Consider the following 22,865-nt stretch of genomic DNA (forward strand, 5'->3'; position numbering starts at 1 on the left):
CAATCCATGAACCTGCGCTACGCCACCGTCACCGGCGTCGCCCGCGACGACCTCGACGACGAAGGCGTCTGGCTCTACGCCGAAACTGTGCGCAAGATCCACGAACTGAACCCCGGCACCGGCGTGGAACTGCTCATCCCCGACTTCTCCGGCAACCCCGAGCACATCAAGGCGATCTGCGACTCGGCCCCGGAAGTGTTCGCCCACAACGTCGAAACCGTGCCGCGCATCTTCAAACGCATCCGCCCCGCGTTCCGGTACGAGCGTTCCCTGGACGTCATCACCCAGGGCCGCAACCACGGAATGGTCACCAAGTCCAACCTCATCCTGGGCATGGGCGAAACCCGGGAAGAGATCTCCGAAGCCCTGGCCGACCTGCACGCTGCCGGCTGCGACCTGATCACCATCACCCAGTACCTGCGCCCCTCCGAACGCCACCTGCCCGTGGACCGCTGGGTCAAACCCCAGGAATTCGTCGAGCTCGCCACCGAAGCCGAAGAACTGGGCTTCCTCGGCGTCATGTCCGGACCCCTCGTGCGCTCCTCCTACCGCGCCGGACGCCTCTGGGCCACCGCCATGCGCAAAAAAGGCCGCGACATCCCGTCGCATTTAGAGCACATTGCCCACATCGCCGAAGGCATCCAGGACTCCGGCACCGCCCGCCAGGAAGCCCGCACCCTCCTCAACCACGGAGCTTCGGCATGACCGCCCAGGAACGCGCCATGATTCCCACCCGGATCGAGATCATTCCCTCCGAAGGCATTGTCGAGAAGGTCCGGGCGTCGGTTCCCCTGTCCACGCCGCTGACGGTCACGTGCCTGCCCCACCATGGCATCGCGCGGACCGTGCAGGTTGCTGTTGAGCTGAGCCTCCTCGGATACACCGTCCTGCCGCATCTCACGGCGCATGGGTTGCAGGACCGGGCACAACTCTCGGGAATCCTGCGGGATTGCGAGTCCGCGGGTATCACGGAAGTCTTCGCCATCGGCGGCGACGGTCCCCGGAACTCGGGGCCATATGGCTCCTGCCTGCCGATGCTTGAGGACATCGCGGAACTCTCAGGCGGACGGATTTCGGCGGGCATTGCAGGCTATCCCGAAGGACATCCCTCCGTGACCGGGCTGGACCTGCTCGAAGCCCTGCTCGCAAAGCAGCACCTCGCCACGCATGTGGTCACCCAGATGTGCTTCTCCGTTCCGAAAGTCCTCGACTACGTCTCGCTCCTGCGGCGCGAAGGCGTCGAGCTTCCCGTGTGGGCCGGCGTGGCCGGCGCCGTTCCCCGTACCAAGCTCCTTAGCCTGGCCACCCAAATCGGCGTGGGTACGTCGCTGAAGTTCCTCACCAGCAAGGGGGCTTTGGCCAAGCGCCTCCTGAGCGGCGACAAGTACTCGCCGGCGCCGTTTGTCTCCGAGCTCGTGGCCCAGCCGGGCAGCATTTCGGGCATCCACCTATACAGCTTCAACCGGCTGGACAGGCCGTCGTGGAGCACAGCGCCTGACGCCGACGATCGCGCGACGGCCTAGGCGCTCGCTGCACCCGGACCCGGTTCCGCCCCCAAACCGGCCCGGGGACCCCCTAGCTCCCCGGGACGGAAATCAGGGCCCCGGGACGGAAATCGCCGCGACCGTTTTTTGGTTGTCATCCCGGAGCTCCACGCCCGAGATCGCGGCGAGCTGGACCGGCGTCGCGCCCGTCACCTTGATGTGGCCGCTGGGAGTCGCCGTCCAGCCGCACGCGAGTTCCTCCTTGCCGTCGCGGCCCTTGACCCAGAGGTACAAGGTGCCTTGCAACGGCATGCTCCGGCCTTCCAGGTCCAGCTCGGTGCCCCAAGACTTCTTCACGAGCCCCACGGTGAGTTGCATGCCGTTGCCCGCCTGGACGGAATAGCTCGCGTCCGGCTTGGGCGGCAGGTTCAGCAGGGGCCCGGCCAGGACTCCCAAACCGAGGCACGCGGCGGCAACCGCGGTCACCACAGCCGCCCAACGGCGTCGTGATTTCCGGCGCCGTGCCGCGATCTTCAGGAGGATCGGCTGCGCGAGCGTTTCGCTGGAAGCCCCGGGAAGTGAGCGGGCGTCGGAAGAGAAGCCGGGTTCGACGGCGGGGCGGCCTTCCGCGGGAGGTTCGACGACGGCGGGGCGCACGGCGGCGAGCGCGACGGCGTCCGGCACGGGAACGGCGTCGAGGAGGGCCGGGAGGCTCTCCAGTTCGGCGAGTTCCTGCCCGCATGCCGAGCAGCGTTCCAAGTGCGCCTCGAACGCCCGGACCTCGGACGGCTCCAAGCCGCCCAGCAAGTAGGCGCCCAGCAATTGGTGAAGTCCTGACTCGCTCATCGCTGCACCCCCATTTCGTCCAAGATCGTGCGTAGTGCCCTGACGGCGTAGAAGGCCCGTGATTTCACGGTGCCGCTGGGAATGTTGAGTCTCAGCGCGGCCTCATTCACCGTGAAACGTTCATAATGCAGGGCAACCAGGACCTCCCGGTGTTCGGTGCTGAGCCGCAGGAGGGCTTCTTCCATGAGGACCCGGTTGAGGAGTTCATCCACGCGTTCGGCGGCTTCCGCCGGGTCTGCGAGGTCGTGTTCCGCCGCTTCGATCGGGCGTCTCTGGGCCTTGCGGTAATTGTCGATGATCACGTTGCGCGCGGTGCGGAACAGGTAGCTTCGCAGGCTCCCGGTGATCTGCGGCGCATGCTGCCACACCCTGAGGATGGTTTCCTGCACGACGTCGTCAGCCAAGTGGGCGTCCGGCATGCAGCTCAGCACGAAGCGGCGCAGGGCTGTGCCGTGGTCGCGGTAAATCGCGGCGACGACGTCCTCGTCAAGCGGCATCCACGCCTCCTGTGTGCTTCGACTTCCCCTTCTCTTGCCATACGACGTACCCGCAGCAGGAAAAGTTCAAGTCTGTGAACCATTCTTCACCTGGTGGCGTCGTAGGGGTTAGCACCCGGCTTGTCCGACGGCCGGTCCAGCGAAGGAGCACACCATGAAGAAGCAACTCATCACCGGTCTCGGCGTCCTTGCTCTGGCCGTCACGCTCTCCGCGTGTGGGGGAAGTTCCGGGTCATCAAGCAGTCCGTCGAGCACCTCCAGCCCTAGTGCCTCAATGGCGAGCCCAACAGCTTCGAGTTCGGAGTCGTCGTCGAGCTCTTCAACCGGGATGGTGGACCTGAAGACGGCGTCGTCAAGCATAGGCGTGAGGGTAGTCGGAGCGAACGGCAAGAGCGTCTACTTCTTCACCAAGGACGTCAAGGATTCAGGCAAGAGCGCCTGCACTGGCGCCTGCGCCACCACGTGGCCTCCCGTGACGACGACTTCGACCATGCCGGCGGTTGACGGGGTGATGGGAACCATCGGCACCATCCCGACGGCGGATGGCAAGATGCAGATCACCATCAACGGAATGCCCATCTACTTCTACTCCAAGGACCAGGACTCCGGTGACACCTACGGCCAAGGCGTGTTAGGCATCTGGTTCCTGGTCAGCCCCTCCGGCTCCATGATGACGGCCACGAGCAGCAGCCCGTCCTCCTACTGACGCTCGCTCACATCTGGCCGCCAAACGACGAACGCTCTTTCAGATGACCTGAAAGAGCGTTCGCGCTTGAGGCGGCAAAGGTGAGCTGGCGTCCTAGGCGTCTTCGAATTCGACGGCGGCGATGATTTCCTTCGTCTCCGGGTGGATCATGAAGGCTTCCTCGTCCTCCTCGATCATGATGTAGTTGCCGTGATCGGTGGAGAAGTGCCAGGCGAGGACCGTTTCGCCGTCGTGCTCGAAGTTGGGATCGCCCATGGTGATCTTGTCCAGCTGGTAGCCGGCGACGTCGCACAACTCGCGGATGATGAGTTCGAATTCCGGGGCGTTCTCGAGCTCGGCTTCGGCGGCCTCGGCTTTGCGCTCCTCCAGGTCCGGGATGAGCGCAACGCGCTCGGCGATGTGGGCCTTGAGTTCGTCCTCGTCCAGGTAGAGGAGGCCTTCCTGGCCGCGGAGCCATGCCGCGCTGAGGGCGATGATGTCCTCGGTTTCGAGGAGGGATTCGAATTCGCCGTCGAGGGCTTCGAGTTCCGCGACGGGTTCGGAAGCTTCGTCGGATTCGTCGAGGTCGCCGTCAAGGTAGGCTTCCGCGTCCTCTTCGCTCAGGGCATCGAACGCCGCGGCAGTGCGGTTGAACAGTTCGAGGTGGCGCGTGGCTCCCATGGCTTCGAGGCCTTCGCGGACAAAGGTGTCCACTTCCTCGCGCTCGGGAACGGTGAAGACGTACTGGGCGAAGCCGCCCGAGAGTGCCTGGGTCAGGTAGTAGTCCACAAAGTAGCTGCGCAGCGCGTTGCTTGCGATTTCCTCGTGGTTGAGGAGTTCCTCGTACATCTCGTTGACCACGTTGACGTTCGCGTCCACAACGTCCGCGTCGGAGGCCTCGATGCTGTCCTTCGTCAGAATGACGGGCTGCTCATTGATGGTCATGGGATTTCCTCACTGCTTGGAAGCTTTTGCTGCTCCGGACCCTTTCAACGTACGCGGGGGCGGCGCCCGGGCAGGCTAGGGGCAGGTGAACGTCCGGCAAAGTTTCAGGGCTGGTCGCGGCTGGCTAGGATTCATAGATAGCCTCCTGCCGAAAGTAGCGTTACCGAATGCCTTCCCACCCCGACGACTCTTGGGAACTGGCGATTCAGACACCCGCCATCAACGACCGTTCCCTCGCGGCCGGCCTTGCCTACGCCATGGGTGGCCGGGTCAGCGGGATCAGCTTCGATCCGGCCACTGGCTTGATGCTGGGCAAGATCCAAGGAAACGCCGCCAAGCCGTATTCGACTTCGGCCAAGCTTGTCCGCAAGCCGGGCGGCTGGAGCTGCACCGTGGGAGTATGCAGTTGCCCGGTGCGCAAGGACTGCAAGCATGTGGCCGCCCTGCTCTTCGCGGCCGAGGACCAGCCGGTGGTGCGGGCCCAATTGCTGAGCGCTCCCGCCGTCGGACAGACAGCACGGCCGGGCGAATCCGTGCAGCGTCCGGAGTGGGAGCAGGCGCTCAGCAAGCTGATCGCCGTTCCCGGGGGTGCTCCGCAACGGCAGGGACTCCCCCTGGCCCTCGCCTTCGAGGTCGAAGAGCCTGCTCCGCACTTCTCCTACACAGGCCGCCGCGATCCTGTCCGCAGCATCCGGCAATTGAAGGCCCGGCCCGTCATGATGGGAGCCAAAGGCAAGTGGATCCGCGGCGACGTCTCGTGGACCAACTTGAGCTACCTCGGGTACAAACGCGAGTTCAACGAGGCGCATATCGAGTGGATGCAAGCCTTCCTCGCGGCACACTCCAACACTGACCATCGCCAGCTCACCTCAAGCATGTGGCTGTTGCTCAACGATTTCGCCGGCAAGAACCTGTGGAGCCTCTTGGAAGATGCCGCAAAGGCCGGCGTCGAACTCATCCACTCCGGCGGAACGGAACCGGTCCGCCTTGCCGCGGAGCCCGCCGTCGTCGGCCTCGATTTGAGCCGCCACGGCGGCAGCGAGCCCGACGGCGGCCTCGAGTTGGCGGCGTCGGTCACCATCGCGGAGGACGACATCGACCCCGCTACAGTAGGGCTGATCGGGCGCCCCGCGCACGGCTTGTTCTTCACCGGCCCTGTTGAGGAAGGGTTGCCTGGAGTTGTGGCGCCCGAGAACCTGATTACGCTCGCACGGCTCGAAGGCGGGGAGTCGGAACAACTCCTGGACTTCGCGATGGGCGCATCCCGGCTCCGGATCCCGGCACAGGACGAACAACGCTTCCTCACCGCGTTCTATCCAAAACTCAAGCAATCCACCCGGGTCACGGCAGCGGACCATTCCGTGGAGCTGCCTGTCCTGGCCGTGCCTACGCTTTCCCTGCTGGCCAACTACGGCGCGGACCACCGGGTCCGGCTCCACTGGGAATGGCACTACAAAGCCGGAACCCTCGTCACAGCCCAACCCCTCTGGCGCCATCCGGACGACCACGGCTACCGCGACGACGCCGAAGAAGCCCGCATCCTCGAAACCGTCGGCCGGCCGTGGGACGTCGTTGCGGTGCTCGGCGAATCGTCGGGCGGAGGATGGGGTGCGCCGCGGCTCGCAGCGTCCGCTGTGCTCGACGGCCTGGACACCTTGGCCTTCACCGAGGAGGTGCTCCCCCGGCTCAGCGAACTGCCCGACGTCGTCGTTGAGACCTCCGGCGACATCGCCGACTACCGCGAAGCCACCGAAGCCCCGGTCGTGTCCATTTCCACCAAGGCCACGGACAACCGCGACTGGTTCGACCTCGGGATCGTCATCACGCTCGAAGGCGAACCCGTGTCCTTCGCCGCGGTGTTTTCCGCGCTCGCGGCGGGCCAGACCCGCATGCTGCTGCCAAGCGGTGCCTACTTCTCGCTGGACCTGCCCGAGCTCCACCAACTGCGCGCACTCATCGACGAAGCCAGGTCCCTGCAGGACAACCCGGACCGGCACGGCACGCTGCAGATCAGCCGGTTCCAGGCCGGCTTGTGGGACGAGCTCGCGCACCTGGGGATCGTGGATGAGCAAGCGGCCGCGTGGCGCGAAACGGTAGGCGGATTGCTCGACGACGGCGTGACCGGCCTCCCGTTGCCGGCTTCACTTAATGCCGAGCTTCGTCCGTACCAGCTCGAGGGCTTCAATTGGTTGAGCTTCCTGTACCGGCACGGCCTTGGCGGGGTCCTCGCCGACGACATGGGCCTCGGCAAGACGGTGCAGGCCATTGCTTTGATGTGCGCGGCGAAGGAACATGCGCATTCTGGCGGGGGCGGCGCGCCCTTCCTCGTGGTCGCCCCCACGAGCGTCGTGGGCAACTGGGCGGCCGAGGCGCAGCGATTCGCTCCGGGGCTGCGCGTGAAGACCGTCGGGGAAACCTTTGCCAAAAGCGGCGCCGATCCGGTCGACGCGCTGGCTGAGGCCGACGTCGTCATCACCTCCTACGCACTCTTCCGGATCGACTTTGAATCGTATGAGACCCAGGATTGGGCGGGGCTGATGCTCGACGAAGCCCAGTTCGTGAAGAACCACCAATCCAAGGCGTACCAATGTGCCCGGAAGTTGCCGGCCGGGTTCAAGCTGGTCATCACGGGAACCCCGCTGGAGAACAACCTCATGGAGTTCTGGGCGTTGACGTCGATCGTCGCGCCCGGGCTGTTTTCCAGCCCGCGCCGCTTCGCGGAGTATTACCAGAAGCCCGTTGAAAAGAACGGCGACAAAGCCCAGCTGGCCAAGCTCCGCCGTCGGGTCCGTCCGCTCATGTTGCGCCGCACCAAAGAGCAGGTCATCAAGGACCTGCCGCCCAAGCAGGAGCAAGTGCTGGAAGTGGTGCTCAACCCGCGGCACCAAAAGGTGTACCAGACGCACCTCCAGCGCGAGCGGCAGAAGATCCTGGGACTCATCGACGACATCAACAAGAACCGGTTCACGATCTTCCAGTCGTTGACGCTGCTTCGACAGCTCAGCCTCGACGTCTCGCTCGTCGACGAATCCCTGTCCGCTGTGCGCTCGTCGAAGATCGATGTGCTGTTCGAGCAACTTGAAGACATTCTCGCCGAAGGCCACAGGACGCTCATTTTCAGCCAGTTCACCGGGTTCCTGGGCAAAGTCCGGGCGCAGCTTGAGGAAGAGGGAGTCGAGTATTGCTATCTCGACGGCGGCACCCGGAACCGTGCCGACGTCGTCAGCGAATTCAAGAACGGCGCGGCGCCTGTGTTCCTGATTTCGCTCAAGGCCGGCGGCTTCGGGCTGAACCTGACCGAGGCGGACTACGTGTTTCTCTTGGACCCGTGGTGGAATCCGGCCTCGGAAGCGCAGGCTGTGGACCGCACGCACCGGATCGGACAGGCGCGGAATGTCATGGTCTACCGGCTCGTGGCCAAGGACACCATCGAGGAAAAAGTCATGGCGCTCAAGGCGAAGAAGTCCCAGCTGTTCGCCGATGTCATGGAAGGCGATGCCCTCTCCGGCGGTGCCCTGACGGCCGAGGACCTGGCCGGCCTGTTCGCGGAGTAGTTATTTTTCGGGGGTGGGGCGCCACACCACGAGGGCTTGCGACCGGGCCCGGGGGCGCTGTCCGCGGGCCAGGCTGACGACGTCGCCGGCGGCCCCTGCGGCGAAGATGCGGGCTTCGACCGGGCTCCGCCGGCGCTGGAGTTCCTCGCTTAGCTCGGCCACCCGGAACTGCAGGGCGGCCACTTGGTTCTCGAGCTCGAGGATGCGTTTGATGCCCTCAAGCGACACGCCCTCGTGGGAGAGCCTCTGGACCTCCCGCAGGCGATCGACATCCCGCTGCGAATAACGCCGGGACTTGCCGGGAGCACGGCTAGGCGACACGATGCCGAGCCGGTCGTATTGGCGAAGCGTCTGCGGATGCATGTCCGCGAGTTCGGCCGCGACTGAGATGACGAAGATCGGCTGGTTGATGTCGATGGCCATGACTACGTCCTCTCTGCTGGTGCTGTGTTCCTGCCGCTACAAGCGTGCCTTCGCGGCGAGATCGTGGCGGGGATCGGCGTCGGAAGTTGCGGCGGCGAACGCCTTGACGGCTTCTTCCGCTTCTTTGTTCAGGTTCTGGGGGACGGCGACGTCGATTGTCACCAAAAGATCGCCGGTGACCTTAGCGGTCTTCACGCCGCGGCCCTTGACCCTGAGCGTGCGACCGGACGGAGTGCCGGCCGGAACGCGCACGGTGACAGAATCGCCGTCGAGCGTTGGAACGTGGATATTGGCACCCAAGGCGGCCTCAGCGAAAGTGACCGGCACGTGGATGCGGATGTTGTCGCCGTCGCGGTTGAAGAAATCGTGCGGCTTGACGTTCACCGTGACGATGAGGTCGCCATTGCCCGCGGCCCCGGGGTTTCCCTTGCCGCGCTGGCGCACCTTCTGGCCATCCCTGATTCCTGCGGGGATCTTGACGTCGATGACGTTGCCGTTGCTTTCGCGCAGGCTGACCGTGGTTCCGTGGATGGACCCGGCGAACGAAATGGACGTGGACGCCGTCCGGTCGCTGCCCTTTTGCGGGGCGCGCTGGTAACCGGGCTGGGCGCCGCCGAAACCGCCACCGAAGAGGTCAGCGAACTCCGGAGGAAGTCCGCCCGCGCCGGAAGGCTGGCGGGCGCCGCCGCCGAAAAGCCCGCCGAACAAGTCCTCGAAGCCACCATTCGCCGGCCCGCCGGCCCCACGTCCCGCACCCGGAGCGAAGCGCGCCCCACCCATGGCACGGATGGCGTCGTACTGCTGGCGCTCCTCGGGATCGGAAAGCACCGAATACGCCTCGGAAATATCCTTGAACTTCTTCTCCGCGGCAGCATCCCCGGCATTGGTATCCGGGTGATACTTCCGCGCAAGCTTGCGGTAAGACTTCTTGATATCAGCGTCAGAGGCGTCCTTGGCGACACCAAGGATGGCGTAAAAGTCCTTCTCAACCCAGTCCTGGCTGGCCAAGGGCGTTTCCTTTCAAATCAACAAAAGCGCTACGGCGAGAATACCGCGCGAGCCGTAGCGGATGAGGGGGCCCGGGAGTGGCATCTAAGGATCTGGCCGAGGGCCCCGACACGAGCTTGCGAGTGTTGGGAAGGCCAATATCCGCTGCCGAAGCCGGGTGGCTAACGATCGGAGATCGTCAGCCACCCGGCGAAGGGGCGGGGCCCCCTCATCCGGGAAGGCGCGGTGACCGCGGCAAAGGTGACCACCGGTGACACGGTGACCAGCTACGCCGGCACCGCCACGACCACCTGGGCTGCGCGCAGTACGCGGTCTCCGGACCGGTAACCGGAACGCAGCACCTGGCTGACGGTATCTACTTCGAGGTCCTCGCCCGGCTGCTGGATGAGCGCTTCGTGGATGGTGGGGTCGAATTCGACTCCGGTTTCCGCGATGCGTTCGAGGCCGTACGTCTTCAGCGCGCTCTCCAGCTTAGTGGCGATCGCGGCGAACGGGCCGTCCGCGAGGTCGCCGTGCTGGCGGGCGGCGTCGACGTCGTCGAGCACCGGGAGCAGGGAGTTGAGGACGCCGATGACGGCCATTTCCCCTGCGACGGCGCGGTCGCGTTCGACCCGCTTGCGGTAGTTGACGTACTCGGCCTGCAGGCGCAGGAGGTCGTTGCGGAGTTCCGCGGCCTCTGCTGCGGCCGACGCGCCGGGCGCTACGGACTCTTCCGCGGGAACCTCGACGCCGTTGAGGATTTCCTCGGCCTGGGACAACGCATCCGCGGTGGCAGCGTCGGACCCTGCGGCATCGTTGGAACCAGCTGCCGATCCCTGTGAGGGGCGCGCGGCCCCGGTCTCCGGGTCAACCTTGCGGTTGTCCCGAATGACCGGCTTCTGCTGCTCGTTGCCCTCGTTGGAAGGTGAGTGATCTGCTTCGTTGCCGTGGTGGGGCATGATTACTTCTTTTCGTCTTCGTCGATGATCTCGGCGTCGACGATGTCCTCGTCGGCCGCCGTACCGGCGTGGGCGCCTTCGGCTCCGGCAGCGCTGCTTGCGCCGTCGGGGGAACCGGCCTGCGAGTAGATCGCTTCACCGAGCTTGGACTGCGAGTGCTGCAGCTTCTCGAAAGCGGTCTTCACCGCGGCGTCGTCGGTGCCTTCGAGGGCCTTCTTGAGGGCGTCGACGTCGGCCTTGACCTCGGTCTTGATCTCTTCCGGCAGCTTGTCGTCGTTTTCGGCGATGAGCTTGTCCACGGAGTAGGCGAGCTGCTCGGCGGTGTTGCGGGTGTCGGTCGCTTCGCGGCGGGCCTTGTCCTCGGCAGCGTGCTCTTCGGCTTCACGGACCATGCGGTCGATGTCGTCCTTGGAGAGCGCGGTGCCGCCGGTGATGGTCATCGACTGTTCCTTGCCGGTGCCCTTGTCCTTGGCGGACACGTGGACGATGCCGTTGGCGTCGATGTCGAAAGTGACCTCGACCTGCGGGACGCCACGAGGCGCGGGGGCGATGCCGGTCAGTTCGAACGTGCCCAGCGGCTTGTTGTCGCGGGTGAATTCACGCTCGCCCTGGAAGACCTGGATAGCCACGGACGGCTGGTTGTCGTCAGCGGTGGTGAAGGTCTCGGAACGCTTGGTGGGGATGGCCGTGTTGCGCTCGATGAGGTGCGTCATGACGCCACCCTTGGTTTCGATGCCGAGGGACAGCGGGGTGACGTCGATCAGCAGGACGTCCTTGCGCTCGCCCTTCAGGACGCCGGCCTGCAGTGCTGCGCCAACGGCAACAACTTCGTCCGGGTTGACGCCCTTGTTGGGCTCCTTGCCGCCGGCCAGTTCCTTGACGAGGTCGGAGACGGCGGGCATACGGGTGGAACCGCCGACGAGCACGATGTGGTCGATGTCCGAAACCTTGATGCCGGCTTCTGCGATGACGTCATGGAACGGCTTCTTGGTGCGGTCCAGCAGGTCCTTGGTGAGGTCCTGGAACTTGGCGCGGGTGAGCTGCTCGTCGAGGTGCACCGGGCCGTCGGGGGTGACGGAGAGGTACTGGAGGGAGATGTTGGTGCTGGTGGAGGAGGACAGTTCCTTCTTGGCCTGCTCCGAAGCTTCGCGGAGGCGCTGCAGGGCAATCTTGTCCTTGGAGAGGTCGATGCCCTTGAGCTTCAGCTGATTCAGCAGGTAGTCCACGACGCGGTTGTCCCAGTCGTCGCCGCCGAGGCGGTTGTCGCCGGCAGTGGCACGGACCTGGATGGTGGAGAAGCCGTCTTCGTCCTTGCCGACTTCCAGCAGGGAGACGTCGAAGGTGCCGCCGCCGAGGTCGAAGACCAGGATGAGCTCGTCTTCCTTGCCCTTGTCCAGGCCGTAGGCGAGGGCAGCCGCGGTGGGCTCGTTGACGATGCGCAGGACGTTCATGCCCGCGATTTCGCCAGCTTCCTTGGTGGCCTGGCGCTCGGCGTCGTTGAAGTAGGCCGGAACGGTGATCACGGCGTCGGTGATCTTCTCACCGAGGTAGGCCTCGGCGTCGTTCTTGAGCTTCATCAGGATGCGCGCGGAGATTTCCTGCGGCGTGTACTTCTTGTCGTCAATGGCGACGCTCCAGTCGGTGCCCATGTGGCGCTTGATGGAGGCGATGGTGCGGTCGATGTTGTTGACGGCCTGGCGCTTGGCGATTTCGCCGACCAGGACTTCGCCGGACTTGGAGAATGCAACCACCGACGGGGTGGTGCGGCCGCCCTCGGCGTTCGCGATGACGGTGGGCTCGCCACCTTCGAGGACGGAGACGACGGAGTTGGTGGTACCGAGGTCGATACCTACAGCGCGGGACATGTGGTGCTTCCTTTCAATGAACCGGATTGAGCGATCTGCACTCAACTGTACTCAGGCCTCACTCAAAGTCAATCCAAAGTTGAGTCAGCTACGCTCAACTTCTCTTCAAGCACTCGCAAAAACCCCTAAAACACAAGGATTTCGAGCGGTTTTCGCCGTGGGAGAACGGCGCGCGGAACGCTAGTGAGGCACAGTTCCTTAGAGAGCCCGACGGCGGTCCGCCCACCTGGGTGCGGTGCGCCCGCTCCCCTGCCCCGCCGCGAGGACCAGCGGCATCGGCTTGTACACCCACGCCACGAGCACCACGGAAATGATCATCAAGAGGAACCAGGAAACCAGTTTTTCCGCGGACACGATACGCCAGCCGTCGAGCTGGCTCGGATACAGCCAGGCATGGGACCATGTGGCGATGTTCTCGGCGATCCAGATGAACAGTGCCACCAGCAGGAACGCCACCACCAAGGGCATCCGGAATCGATGGCGAAACACTCGATAATGCATGACGCAGCGGCCGTAGAGCACTCCGACGGCGATGAGCAAGACCCATCGGGCATCGACAATGAAGTGGTGCGAGAAGAAGTTCACATAGATCGCGGCTGCGAGGATCGCGGTGATCCACCGCGGCGGGTACCGGTCGAAGTGCAGGTCGAACACCCGGTAGACACGGACCATGTATGAGCCGACGGAGGCATACATGAAGCCGCTGAAGAGCGGAACCGCACCGACCCTCAGAACCCCCTCGGCCTCGTAGGACCACGAGCCGATATCGGTTTTGAACAGTTCCATGACGGTTCCGACGAGGTGGAAAAGCACGATCACCCTGAGCTCGCGCACCGTCTCCAGCTTCGTGGCGACCATCAGGATTTGGATCACGACGGCGGCAATCGTCAGGAAGTCGTTCCTGGCCAGGGCAGCACCGGCGGGGTACCAAAGGTGCGCGCCAAGAATCACAGCCAGAAGGGAAGCGCCGAAGATGCATGCCCATGCCTGCTTGATTCCGAAGACCGTGAACTCGACCAGCCCGGACCGGAGTCCCCCGGCGGCAGAGCCAAGGAACCGCGCGGCACTCGCGTCAATACGTGCCTCAACGGCGGTGAGATCACGCACCGGCAGCCTCCCTACCCGCGCGCGCCGCGGTTAGGACGAACCTCAGCCGGAACGAGTTGCCCCAAGTAGTGGTCCTTCGGCCAATGCCTGACCCTCCGCGGCAGCCTCGGGTAGGTCGCGGACAGCAAGCGCATGGTTCCGTCGAAGCCAACCCGATGGCGCCCGCTCCACCGCAAGCCGAACCCCTCGCGCAGTTCCTCGGGCAGCAGGCCGGCAGTGAGCAACCGGGCCAAGGGCATGGTCAGCTTCAGGAGGATCGGACCCTTGGTGGGATACAGGAGGTCGCGCGAAATCCTTCGGGCGGCAGCATCCGGCTGGAGCTTCCGGAGCGATTCGTTCCAGTACTCCGCGAACGCCGCACGGTCCGCCGGCCAGAGATCGGCAGGCAACTGGAGGGCCGTCCCGATCCGTGCGTACTCGGCGTAGATGCGGTCGGCGGCGTCGTCGTCGAGCGCTCCGTGGACCATTTCGTAAACGGTGACCGCCGTGTCGTAAAGGGTCGCCACGACCCAAAGCTGGGATTCGGCGTCGAACGCGTTGTAGCCCTTGGATTCCCCGTCGGCCTCCCGACGCACCGGCGCGTGCGCACGGTTCACCGCCCGGCGGACGGCGGCCAGTTGCTCGTCGGATCCGTAGATGACGGCGTAGACGTAGGTCATGGTGGCGCGGAGCCTGTCGAGCGGCCGGTCGGCGAAATCACTATGGTTCGCCACTCCGTGGCCTACTGCCGGGTTGGCGATTTGCATGAGGATGGCCCGTCCGGCTCCAGCGAGCAGGACGCCTTCCGCTCCGATATCCGCCAATCCCCGGATCATGGAATACTGCGCCATCCAGTTAATGTACCGTCGGCGGCTACAAGCCAACGATTCCGAGCAGGACCGCCAACTGGTGCTCGAAAAGCTCATCGCGCGCGGCGAAGGTGTCCGCCCCGTACTGCCCGAAAACCTCGAAACTGATCGCCCCGAAAAGGGACGTCCACACGAGCACGCCTCGCGCTAGGACCGCTTCCGGAACAGACAGGCCGAGTTCGTGGCGGATCGCGTGGAGGTCCCGCGCCAGGGCGGGCGGAATCACGACGGCGGACGGCGGCTCGGCGGCCATGGCACCTGCGCGGTGGGCGGCGTCGAAGATCCCGACCAGGCGGTAGATGACGCGCGTCCCGGGGCCGGTAGTGCGTTCGGCCGGCGCCTGATATCCGGGAACGGGGCTGCCGAACAACAGCGCATAACTGGAGGGCTCGCGCAGCGCCCAGTCGCGAACCGCACGACCGAGGGCAAGGAACCTGCCGCGGTAGTCGCCTTCGGGCAGGATATCGACGGCAGCGTCGACCTGGTCGCCCAACTCGCCGTAGGCGTCGATCAGCAGGAGGGTCAGGAGTTCGTCGCGGCTCTCGACGTAGCGGTACACAGCGGAGGATACGACGCCGAGATCCCGGGCGACGGCGCGAAGGGAGAGCGCGGCGGCACCATGCAGGGCCAAGTGTTCGCGGCCGAGCCGAATGATGTCCGCGACGGTCTGTGCCCGGGCCCGCTCGCGGGGAGTCGGGGGCTTTTCTTGGGTGGAAAGTGTCCGGGTCATGCACCAAGCATGGCACAAGAAAGAGCAGCAGCAACAAATGTGAGCAGTGCTCTTGACTTGCAGCCCACCCACGGTCCATTCTGAATACAGAGAGCACTGCTCTCCATATTCGAAAATCGAGCAGGAAGCGAGCGTTGCCATGTATGTCGTCACCGGAGCGGGCCCCATCGGCTGGACCATTGCCGAACACCTTGCCGGCCAAGGGAAGAACGTACGCATCCTGACGCGCTCGGGAAGCGGTCCGGACCACCCGCTGGTCGAAAAACTGCGCGTGGATGTTTCGGACCCGGTGGCCTTGGGACAAATGTTCGACGGCGCTTCGGCGGTTTTCCACTGCATCCACGGCTCCGCCTACAGGGCCAAGGCCTGGGCCGCCGAACTCCCGGAAGCGGAGCGGGTGGTGATGGACGCAGTGGCGGCCGCGGGCGCCGTCGTCGTTTTTCCCGAAAGCCTGTATTCCTATAGCGAGCCGGACAGGGTCATCACCGAAAGCAGCCCGCGGGAAGCCGCAGGCGGCAAGCGCGGAATCCGGACCGCGCTCCTGAAGGCCCGGGCGGCACATCCGGCCGACACCGTCAGCGTGGTGGCCGGCGACTATTTCGGGCCGCGCGCCCGGCTGGCCCACGCCGGCGAGCGCATGGTCCCGCTGGTCCTTTCGGGCAAGACGGTCCAAGTGCTCGGGAGCGCCGACCAGCCCCATTCGTTCACTTACGTCCCCGACCTCGCAGCGGCCATGGTCACCGCCGCGCAACGCCCGGAGCTTTGGAACTCGGTACTTCACGCGCCCACCTTGCCTCCGCTGACGATGCGGGAAATCGCGACGGCGTTCGCCACCGCCGCTGGGGTGGCGGCGCCGAAACTCAGCGTCGTGCCGGGGTGGCTGCTGCGGACGCTCGGGCTGGCCTCGACGGACATGCGCGAGCTTGCCGAGATGTTGTACCAGTTCGAGCGGCCGTTCGTCATGGACTCGAGCGCGAGCGAGCGGCTCCTGGGCTTCGGGCCGACGCCACTCAAGGAAGCCTCCGCCGCCACCGTCGCCTGGTGGAGTTTGTGTACAGCTAACACCCCTCAAAACACCCGGCAAAACGCTTCTTAAGGTGTGGGAGCTGTACACAAACTACTGGAGTTTTGCCAGGCGACCCGGCCACCAGATGCGATGGCCGAGGTCGTAGGCCAGGGCAGGAACCAACAATGAACGGACAATGGTGGTGTCGAGCAATACTCCGAACGCCACGATGAAGGAAATCTGCGCGAGGAAAAGGATCGGGATCACGCCGAGGGCCGCAAACGTGGCCGCAAGGACAACTCCGGCCGACGTGATCACCCCGCCTGTCGCGGTCAAGCCGCGGAGGATGCCCGGCCTTGTCCCCTGCAATGCGGACTCCTCGCGCACCCTCGTCATGAGGAAGATGTTGTAATCCACGCCAAGCGCCACAAGGAACACGAACCCGAACAGCGGCACCGATGCGTCCGCCCCCGGGAACCCGAAGACGTGATTGAACACCATGGCGGAAACGCCCAGTGCTGCCGCGTAGGACAAAACCACCGTTCCAATCAGCAGCAACGGAGCCACGACAGCCCGCAGGAGCACCACCAACACCACCAAAATGACGCCGAGGACAATCGGAATGACCCGCCACAGATCGGCTTGCGCGCTCGAGTTGGTGTCAATCGCCGTCGCGGTCACACCGCCCACCAGCAAACCGGGCGCCTCGCTTCGAAGGGCATCGCGCAGGGAGGCGACCGTCGCTTCGGCATCCGCGGAGTCCGCCTCGAAACGGAGGGTTGCGTTGATGAGCACGCGGCCGTCGCGGACCAACGGGTCGGCAGGGCCCTGCGTTCGGGGGGCGAGCCCCGCCGAAGTGAGGAGCGCGACGTCGGAAATTCCGTTTTGCGCCTTGGCCGCGGCGACCGCCTTGGTGGCGTTCTCCTGCGTCGCGACGATCACGATCGGGCTGCCGGCGCCGGCTGGATAATGGCGCCCGAGCTCCGACTGTCCCTCAACAGCTTCGGACTTGGTGAGGATGAGTTTGGACTGGGGAACACCACTCGCACTGAGCTGCGGAAGCCCCATGGCACAGGCAAGCAGGAGGACGGCGGTGCCGATCCAGACAGTCCTCGGCCGCTTCGAAATCATCCCGCTCAATCGCCGCCACAAACGTGGCACGTCGTCCGCGGCGGACCCGGGAGCGGACCCGGGATGTTCGTGCGGGACACGGGGCCAAAACGCGGCGCGCCCCAGCAGCCCCAGGACCGCCGGAAGGAAAGTGAAGCTCGCGATCATCGAAAAGACAATGCCGATGGCGCCGATGGGCCCCAAGCCGCGGTTTGAATTCAATTCCGAGAACAAGAGGCACAAGAGCGCCAAAGCGACGGTGACGCCGGATGCGAGGATCGCCCCGAAACTCCCACGATAGGCGCGGCCGATCGCTTCCCACTTGTTCTGCACATGGTTCAAGGCCTCCCGATAGCGGGATACAAAGAGCAATGCATAGTCCGTGGCGGCGCCGACCACCAGGATTGAAAGGATCCCCTGGCTCTGCCCCGTCAGCGGGACCACGCCCGCCTTCGCCAAGGCGAAAATCACCACGATGGAACCGCACAGCGCGAAAACCGCGGTCAGCAGGACTGCGAAGGGAAGGATCACGGAGCGGTAGACAGCCAACAGGATGATCAAGACCGCCCCTAAAGCGGTGAAAAGCAGGATGCCGTCGATCCCGCCGAACGCCGTCACCAAGTCGGCGAGGAATCCGGCCGGACCGGTCACGTAGGAAGCGGTTCCAGCGGGTAGCCCGGCTGTGGAGAGGTAGTCGGCCATGACCCCGCGCAGGGACGCGATGCTGTCCTTGACTCCATTTCCGGACTGCACCGAGATAAGGAATTCCACCGCCTTTCCATCCCCCGACGGAACCGGGCCGATCACGGGAGGCTGTGCCGCCGTCGTACCCGTTCCTGCTTCTGCGGAGGCTGGCTTCACGACTCCGCGCGCGTCGGCGAGTTTCGCGCCCAATGCGGCAATCGACTTAAGGTCGGTGGGCCGCAATTGCTCGGGCGACGAAAGAAGCACGACGGCGGGAACCGTACCGCCCGCCGCGAACTTGGCTTGCCAGGCGCTCGCCTCGGTGGATTCGGCGCTCGCGGGAAGGAACGACGCTTGGTCGTTGCTGGAGACTTCGCTCAGCTTTCCAAAGGTCGGCCCGCCGATTCCTCCGACCGCCAACCAAAGGAGGAGCGCCATCGCCGACAGGAGGACCCAGCGGGCCCGGCGAGGCCTCCGCGCCCGACGGTCCGCAGTTGATTGGTCGATCTCTCCAAGTTTCTGCGCGTCCACGACCCCACCCCTTGCCTTTAGCCCCAAGCATTTAGTTCCATCATGGAATATATAACCCATGGAACTAATCTGGCTAGATTCCCTTCCCCCTATACACAAACTCGGGGGGTGAGGGGCGCTATCGCCGCGTAACGCCCGACGTCGACTCCCGGACTACGAGTTCGGGCTCCTCGACGTAATGCTCGGCGCGTTCACCCGTGAGTATCTGGTGGCGGAGCATCTTGAAAGTGGCAATGCCGAGAGCTCGAAAGTCGATGCGCATGGTTGTCAGAGGGGGCGAGAAGTAAGCGGCAGCAGGCATGTCGTCCACACCCACGACGGAAAAGTCCCGGGGCGCCTTGGCGTCCCGCCGCTCCATCGCGCTCATGAATCCAAGGGCGATCTCGTCATTGCTGGCAAAAACAGCGGTGAACGTCGCCGGATCGGCCAGTTCGCCGGCCTTGAATCCGGAAATCGAAGACCAGTCGTGGGCGACATCGATCACCTGGGGGCTCAGGCCGGCATTTTCCATGGCATCCCGGTAGCCGCGCTCGCGCTCTTTGGCTTCGTTTCGCGTTGACGGCCCGGCGACGTGGAGGATGTCGCGATGGCCGAGTCCAATGAGGTGGCGCGTCGCTTGCCAGCCAGCAGCATGCGAATGCGCGCCGGCGGACCCGCCGCCTGTTGAGGGAAGCTCGGAGACCGTCATCAAAGGAGTGGACTGGTCCCAGCCATCGAGCAGTTTGTCGACGCCGGGTATCGGAGTGGACAGTACGATCCCGTCGACCTGGACGGACTTGAAGTGGTCAAGGGCCCGCCGGGCTTCGCCCTCCCAGTTCCTGGCCTCGAAGTCGAGGTCAAGTTGGGCGATGGTCAGGGTGACGTCGGCTTCGCGTGCCGCGAGTCCCAATCCGGTGAGTACGCTCGCGCTTCCGTAATTGAGGGCGCCGATGCTCAAGACGCCTACGGAGTTGGTCCTGCTGGTTCGTAGCGTGCGCGCGGATTGGTTGGGCACGTATCCCAGTTCTTCGATGGCGGCCGCGACCCGTTCGCGCGTCTCCGCCCGGACATATCCGACGCCGGTAAAGTAACGGGACACTGTTTGGGCCGAGACACTGGCCAGCTTTGCGACGTCCGCCATGCTGGGCCGCGTCGGCTTCGCTTTCGCCAAGGGTCTACCTCCGTTTGGATCGGCAATCCACTCTTGCAGTCTATGTTCAACCACGAAGAGGCCCTCACTTTCAGGAAATATTGGTCAACCGGTTGACTTGGGTTATCGTAAACCTACATAATTTTTATGGGCTAGATCACATCCACGCGGCGCTTCAGGGAAGCCCCGGCCGAGGTGTCAGTGACGACAGCACCCTCCACTCAAAACCTATGAAAGGACGCGAAGATGCGTTTGCTTGCCAAAGGCGTAGCAGCATTGGCCGCCGTCGCACTGCTTGCCGGTTGCGGCGCCAATGCCTCAGGCACTTCGAACGATTCCGGAAAGACCACCGTCACTTGGTGGACCATCAACCAAAGCTCCCCCAGTGCGGACGCTGCCCTCGACAAGATCATCACCGACTTCGAAGCAGCCAACCCCGACATCAAGATCGAGCGGACAGCCCGTGCGGTTGACGCCCACAAGGACGCGCTGCGCACCGCCATCGGCACGTCCGCCGCCCCCGATATCTACAACTACTGGGCCGGCCCGGGCCTCGGCGGCGAACTGGTGAAGGCCAACGCGAGCGCCGACCTCACGGACTACTACAAGCAATACAACTGGCAGGACCGTTTCACGGGAGCGGCCCTGAATCCGGTCACCCAGTACGGCGGATTCCAGGGCGTGCCGTGGAAGCTCAACGGTGAAGCCCTCTATTACAACAAGGCTTTGTTCGCGAAGGCCGGCATCACCAAACTGCCCACTACCCTCGATGAACTCAACGACACCGCGGCCAAGCTCAAGGCCGCCGGCATCACGCCGATCGAGTTCGGCGGGACCGTCAACTGGCACCTCATGCGCTTGCTCGACACCTTCCTCGAGGGTTACTGCGGATCCGCCAAGTTCGACCAATTGGTGACCAACAAGGCCAACTGGGGCAAGGAAGACTGCGTGACGAAGTCGTTCACGAACCTGGCCACGTGGTCCAAGGATTACCTGAACCCGGGCTTCATCGGGATCAACAACGATGAATCCTCGGCCCTGTTCTACAACGGCAAAGCCGCGATGGCCCTTGAAGGCGACTGGTTCGACAAGAACATCAGCGACCAGAAGGTCAACATGAATGACTTCGGTGTCTTCCCGTTGCCCACCGGCACCGGACGCCTCTATGGATTCGAAGAAGCCGAGTACATCAGCAAGGACAGCCCGCACAAGGATGCCGCTGCGAAGTTCCTCGACTATCTGACCTCTACCAAGGTCCAGCAGGAGGTCCTGGGGACGTTCGCCACCCAGTCCGTCAACAAGGCCGTGACTCCGAAGGCCGGCGGGGATGCCTTGAGCACGTCGTGGGACAGCATCTTCAAGGACGCCAAGGGCCTGTACATGAACAACGACCAGAACCTCTCGTTGTCCAGCACCACTGAGTACTGGCGGATCCAGAACCTGGTTGCCACCGGGGGCATGGCACCTGACCAGGCCGGCGCCGAGTTCCAGAAGTTCCTGGACTCGAACAACTAGCCGACGACGGCGGGGTGCGGCCGCCAGCCGCGGCCGCACCCTTCGTTCCACACCGTTTTCACGAACCAAAGGCAGACCCTTGACCAAGCTCATAGCCACACGGCTCTCCGAAACACCGGGGCTGAAGACGCGGCCTTCGCCCAAAAAACCGCTGCTGAAGCGCATCGCGAAAGGCGGCTTCGTCGCCGCCCTCCCCTTCCTGGCCCCGGCCTTGGCAGCCTATGTTGTCTTCGTCATCGGCCCCATGTTCAGCGCGGTCCGGCTGAGCCTCTACAAATGGTCCGGTTTCACCACGGACAAGCAGGTATTCGTCGGCTTCCAGAACTACGTCCGCCTGTTCACCAAGGACCCCGTCTTCTGGACGGCAGTGCAGAACAGCGTCGTCTGGGTGTTGTTGTCGCTCGTCATTCCCACCACCCTGGGACTCCTGATGGCGCTGGCACTGAACCGCCCGGTTTTCGGCCGCAACGTCTTCCGCTCCGTCTTCTACATACCCGGCGTCCTGGCCCCGATCGCCATCGCCAACATGTGGCGCTGGATGTACAACCCCAACTACGGCGTTATCTCGGACATTTCCAAGGCACTGCACTTCGGCGACGGCTCAGGGGTCACGTTCCTCAGCGACCCAAAGGTTGCCATCTACGCGATTTTCGCCGCATTCGTGTGGCAGGTCGCCGGGCTGAACATGGTGTTGTTCCTCGCCGGCCTGCAAAGCGTCTCGAAGGAACTCGTGGAGTCGGCCCGCCTGGACGGTGCGAACGCGTGGCAAGTATTCCGCAACGTGACCCTTCCGGCACTCAGGCCGACCGTCGTCGTCGTGCTTGTCCTGACGATCGTCAACTCCATCAAGGTCTTCGACCTGGTGGTTGGCATGACCGGTGGCGGCCCGGCCCAGAAGTCCCAAGTGCTGGCGCTGTGGTCCTACAGCCAGTCGTTCCTGAACCACGATTTCGGCCTCGGCAACGCCACCGCAACAGTGCTGCTCCTCATCACGCTGGTGCTGGTGATCCCCTACATGATCTGGTCCACCAAAGGAAACGAAGACTAATGTCCACCCTGACCATGAGCCGTCGAACCAACAAGGCCGACGCCGTAGCCCGCCCGCGCCGGAATGTCGACTACATCCGGATCGGCCTCTGGATCGCCTTGGCCATCTCCATGCTGGTCTGGGCCATGCCCCTGATCTTCGTGGTGCTGACCTCGTTGAAGTCCGAAAACCAGATCTTCTCGACGTCCTCGTTCTCACTGCCGAGCAGCGCCGAATGGGCGAACTACGCCAAAGCATTGCAGACGGGCAACCTCCTTACTGCCGGCGGAAACAGCCTCCTGATCGCGATCATCAAGGTCCCCGTTGGCCTGTTCATCTCCGCAGCAGCGGCCTTCGCCCTTTCACGCATCAAGTTCAAATTCAGCCGCGGACTGCTGGCCGCCTTCGCCTTGGGTTCCATGGTTCCGATCCAGGTCGCCCTCGGTCCCCTGTTCCGCACCATCCTTGACCTCGGGCTGCTCAACAACCCGCTCGGCGTGATCCTGCCGTACATCGGATTCGGCCTGCCGTACCAGGTCTTCATCCTCTACGGCTTCTTCACGGCGGTACCGAAGGAGATCGACGAAAGCGTCCGTGTCGACGGCGGCGGAAACCTCCGATTGTTCCTCCAGATCATCCTGCCGCTGTCCAAGCCGGCCCTCGCGGCACTGTTCATCCTGGACTTCGTGTCCACGTGGAACGAATACGCGATCGCCCTGGTCGTCCTGCAGAACAAGGCGTCGCAGACCATTCCGCTGGCCATCCAGAGCTTCCAGTCGCAATTCACCAGTTCCTACGGCCCGCTCAACGCGTTCACGATCATGTCCATCCTTCCTGTGGTCATCATCTACCTGCTCTTCCAGCGCTACTTCGTCCAAGGCATGTTCACCGGCGCCGTCAAGGGCTGAGCAACTACACGCCCGCTGAAACCCA

Annotated in this window: 20 protein-coding genes; 8 read left to right on the forward strand and 12 right to left on the reverse strand. The window is 64.2% G+C overall.

Annotated features, from left to right (window positions below):
- Together E1809_RS13370 and E1809_RS13375 are read left to right on the forward strand one after the other, a co-directional pair.
- On the forward strand, nt 1-705 hold a 705-nt coding region (locus tag E1809_RS13370; RefSeq protein ID WP_133204735.1), incomplete at its 5' end, for a lipoyl synthase.
- Nucleotides 702-1,523: a methylenetetrahydrofolate reductase gene (locus E1809_RS13375; RefSeq protein ID WP_133204736.1), complete on the forward strand. Its 822-nt coding sequence runs from the start codon at nt 702-704 to the stop codon at nt 1,521-1,523. The genes E1809_RS13370 and E1809_RS13375, both read left to right, overlap by 4 nt.
- A gap of 72 nt (nt 1,524-1,595) precedes the next feature.
- Here E1809_RS13375 and E1809_RS13380 read toward each other — a convergent pair whose 3' ends face one another.
- Entirely contained in the window at nt 1,596-2,330 is a 735-nt protein-coding gene (locus E1809_RS13380) for a zf-HC2 domain-containing protein (protein WP_133204737.1), read from the reverse strand.
- Nucleotides 2,327-2,827 (reverse strand): sigma-70 family RNA polymerase sigma factor, encoded by a 501-nt coding sequence (locus tag E1809_RS13385; RefSeq protein WP_133204738.1) that lies wholly within the window; start codon nt 2,825-2,827, stop codon nt 2,327-2,329. Before E1809_RS13385 ends, E1809_RS13380 begins: the two co-directional genes overlap by 4 nt.
- Nucleotides 2,828-2,981: 154 nt before the next feature.
- On the opposite strand from E1809_RS13385, the gene E1809_RS13390 reads away from it, so the two are divergent.
- Nucleotides 2,982-3,533, forward strand: coding sequence for a COG4315 family predicted lipoprotein (locus E1809_RS13390; protein ID WP_133204739.1), 552 nt, complete (start codon nt 2,982-2,984; stop codon nt 3,531-3,533).
- A 93-nt stretch (nt 3,534-3,626) separates the two neighbouring features.
- Here the strand turns inward: E1809_RS13390 and E1809_RS13395 are convergent, their stop codons facing one another.
- Complete coding sequence (locus tag E1809_RS13395) at nt 3,627-4,457, reverse strand: DMP19 family protein (RefSeq protein ID WP_133204740.1); 831 nt, start codon at nt 4,455-4,457, stop codon at nt 3,627-3,629.
- A 167-nt stretch (nt 4,458-4,624) separates the two neighbouring features.
- Here E1809_RS13395 and E1809_RS13400 point away from each other — a divergent pair, with 167 nt between their 5' ends.
- Entirely contained in the window at nt 4,625-8,011 is a 3,387-nt protein-coding gene (locus E1809_RS13400; RefSeq protein ID WP_133204741.1) for a DEAD/DEAH box helicase, read from the forward strand.
- Here the strand turns inward: E1809_RS13400 and E1809_RS13405 are convergent, their stop codons facing one another.
- The 7 genes from E1809_RS13405 to E1809_RS13435 form a co-directional block, all read right to left on the reverse strand.
- On the reverse strand, nt 8,012-8,434 hold the full coding sequence (locus E1809_RS13405) for a heat shock protein transcriptional repressor HspR (protein WP_133204742.1): 423 nt from the start codon (nt 8,432-8,434) through the stop codon (nt 8,012-8,014).
- Nucleotides 8,435-8,470: 36 nt separating this feature from the next.
- Nucleotides 8,471-9,442 (reverse strand): DnaJ C-terminal domain-containing protein, encoded by a 972-nt coding sequence (locus tag E1809_RS13410; protein WP_133204743.1) that lies wholly within the window; start codon nt 9,440-9,442, stop codon nt 8,471-8,473.
- Nucleotides 9,443-9,708: 266 nt separating this feature from the next.
- Nucleotides 9,709-10,380 carry a nucleotide exchange factor GrpE gene (locus E1809_RS13415; RefSeq protein WP_133204744.1) on the reverse strand — a complete coding sequence of 224 codons (672 nt, stop codon included), beginning with the start codon at nt 10,378-10,380 and terminating at the stop codon, nt 9,709-9,711.
- Between the two features lie 2 nt (nt 10,381-10,382).
- The gene (gene dnaK / locus E1809_RS13420) at nt 10,383-12,245 is read right to left on the reverse strand and encodes a molecular chaperone DnaK (protein WP_133204745.1); all 1,863 of its coding nucleotides are present in this window, start codon (nt 12,243-12,245) and stop codon (nt 10,383-10,385) included.
- A 198-nt stretch (nt 12,246-12,443) separates the two neighbouring features.
- Nucleotides 12,444-13,352, reverse strand: a complete 909-nt coding sequence (locus E1809_RS13425) for a DUF817 domain-containing protein (RefSeq protein ID WP_133204746.1) — start codon at nt 13,350-13,352, stop codon at nt 12,444-12,446.
- 11 nt (nt 13,353-13,363) lie between these two features.
- The gene (locus E1809_RS13430) at nt 13,364-14,167 is read right to left on the reverse strand and encodes an oxygenase MpaB family protein (protein WP_133204848.1); all 804 of its coding nucleotides are present in this window, start codon (nt 14,165-14,167) and stop codon (nt 13,364-13,366) included.
- Between the two features lie 37 nt (nt 14,168-14,204).
- Entirely contained in the window at nt 14,205-14,930 is a 726-nt protein-coding gene (locus tag E1809_RS13435) for a TetR/AcrR family transcriptional regulator (protein WP_133204747.1), read from the reverse strand.
- Nucleotides 14,931-15,069: 139 nt separating this feature from the next.
- On the opposite strand from E1809_RS13435, the gene E1809_RS13440 reads away from it, so the two are divergent.
- On the forward strand, nt 15,070-16,026 hold the full coding sequence (locus E1809_RS13440) for an NAD-dependent epimerase/dehydratase family protein (protein ID WP_133204748.1): 957 nt from the start codon (nt 15,070-15,072) through the stop codon (nt 16,024-16,026).
- 21 nt (nt 16,027-16,047) lie between these two features.
- On the opposite strand, the gene E1809_RS13445 is transcribed toward E1809_RS13440, so the two are convergent.
- Together E1809_RS13445 and E1809_RS13450 are read right to left on the reverse strand one after the other, a co-directional pair.
- Complete coding sequence (locus E1809_RS13445; protein WP_374102698.1) at nt 16,048-18,261, reverse strand: MMPL family transporter; 2,214 nt, start codon at nt 18,259-18,261, stop codon at nt 16,048-16,050.
- A 118-nt stretch (nt 18,262-18,379) separates the two neighbouring features.
- Complete coding sequence (locus tag E1809_RS13450; protein WP_133204750.1) at nt 18,380-19,411, reverse strand: LacI family DNA-binding transcriptional regulator; 1,032 nt, start codon at nt 19,409-19,411, stop codon at nt 18,380-18,382.
- Nucleotides 19,412-19,636: 225 nt separating this feature from the next.
- On the opposite strand from E1809_RS13450, the gene E1809_RS13455 reads away from it, so the two are divergent.
- The 3 genes from E1809_RS13455 (at nt 19,637) to E1809_RS13465 (ending at nt 22,840) form a co-directional block, all read left to right on the forward strand.
- A complete protein-coding gene (locus tag E1809_RS13455; protein ID WP_133204751.1) occupies nt 19,637-20,905 on the forward strand; it encodes an ABC transporter substrate-binding protein in 1,269 nt (422 codons plus the stop codon).
- Between the two features lie 79 nt (nt 20,906-20,984).
- A complete protein-coding gene (locus tag E1809_RS13460; protein ID WP_235835589.1) occupies nt 20,985-21,953 on the forward strand; it encodes a carbohydrate ABC transporter permease in 969 nt (322 codons plus the stop codon).
- Nucleotides 21,953-22,840: a carbohydrate ABC transporter permease gene (locus E1809_RS13465; RefSeq protein ID WP_205754185.1), complete on the forward strand. Its 888-nt coding sequence runs from the start codon at nt 21,953-21,955 to the stop codon at nt 22,838-22,840. Before E1809_RS13460 ends, E1809_RS13465 begins: the two co-directional genes overlap by 1 nt.
- The last annotated feature ends 25 nt before the right edge of the window (nt 22,841-22,865 follow it).

The sequence above is a fragment of the Arthrobacter terricola genome, from assembly GCF_004354015.1.
Classification (GTDB): Bacteria; Actinomycetota; Actinomycetes; order Actinomycetales; family Micrococcaceae; genus Arthrobacter; species Arthrobacter terricola.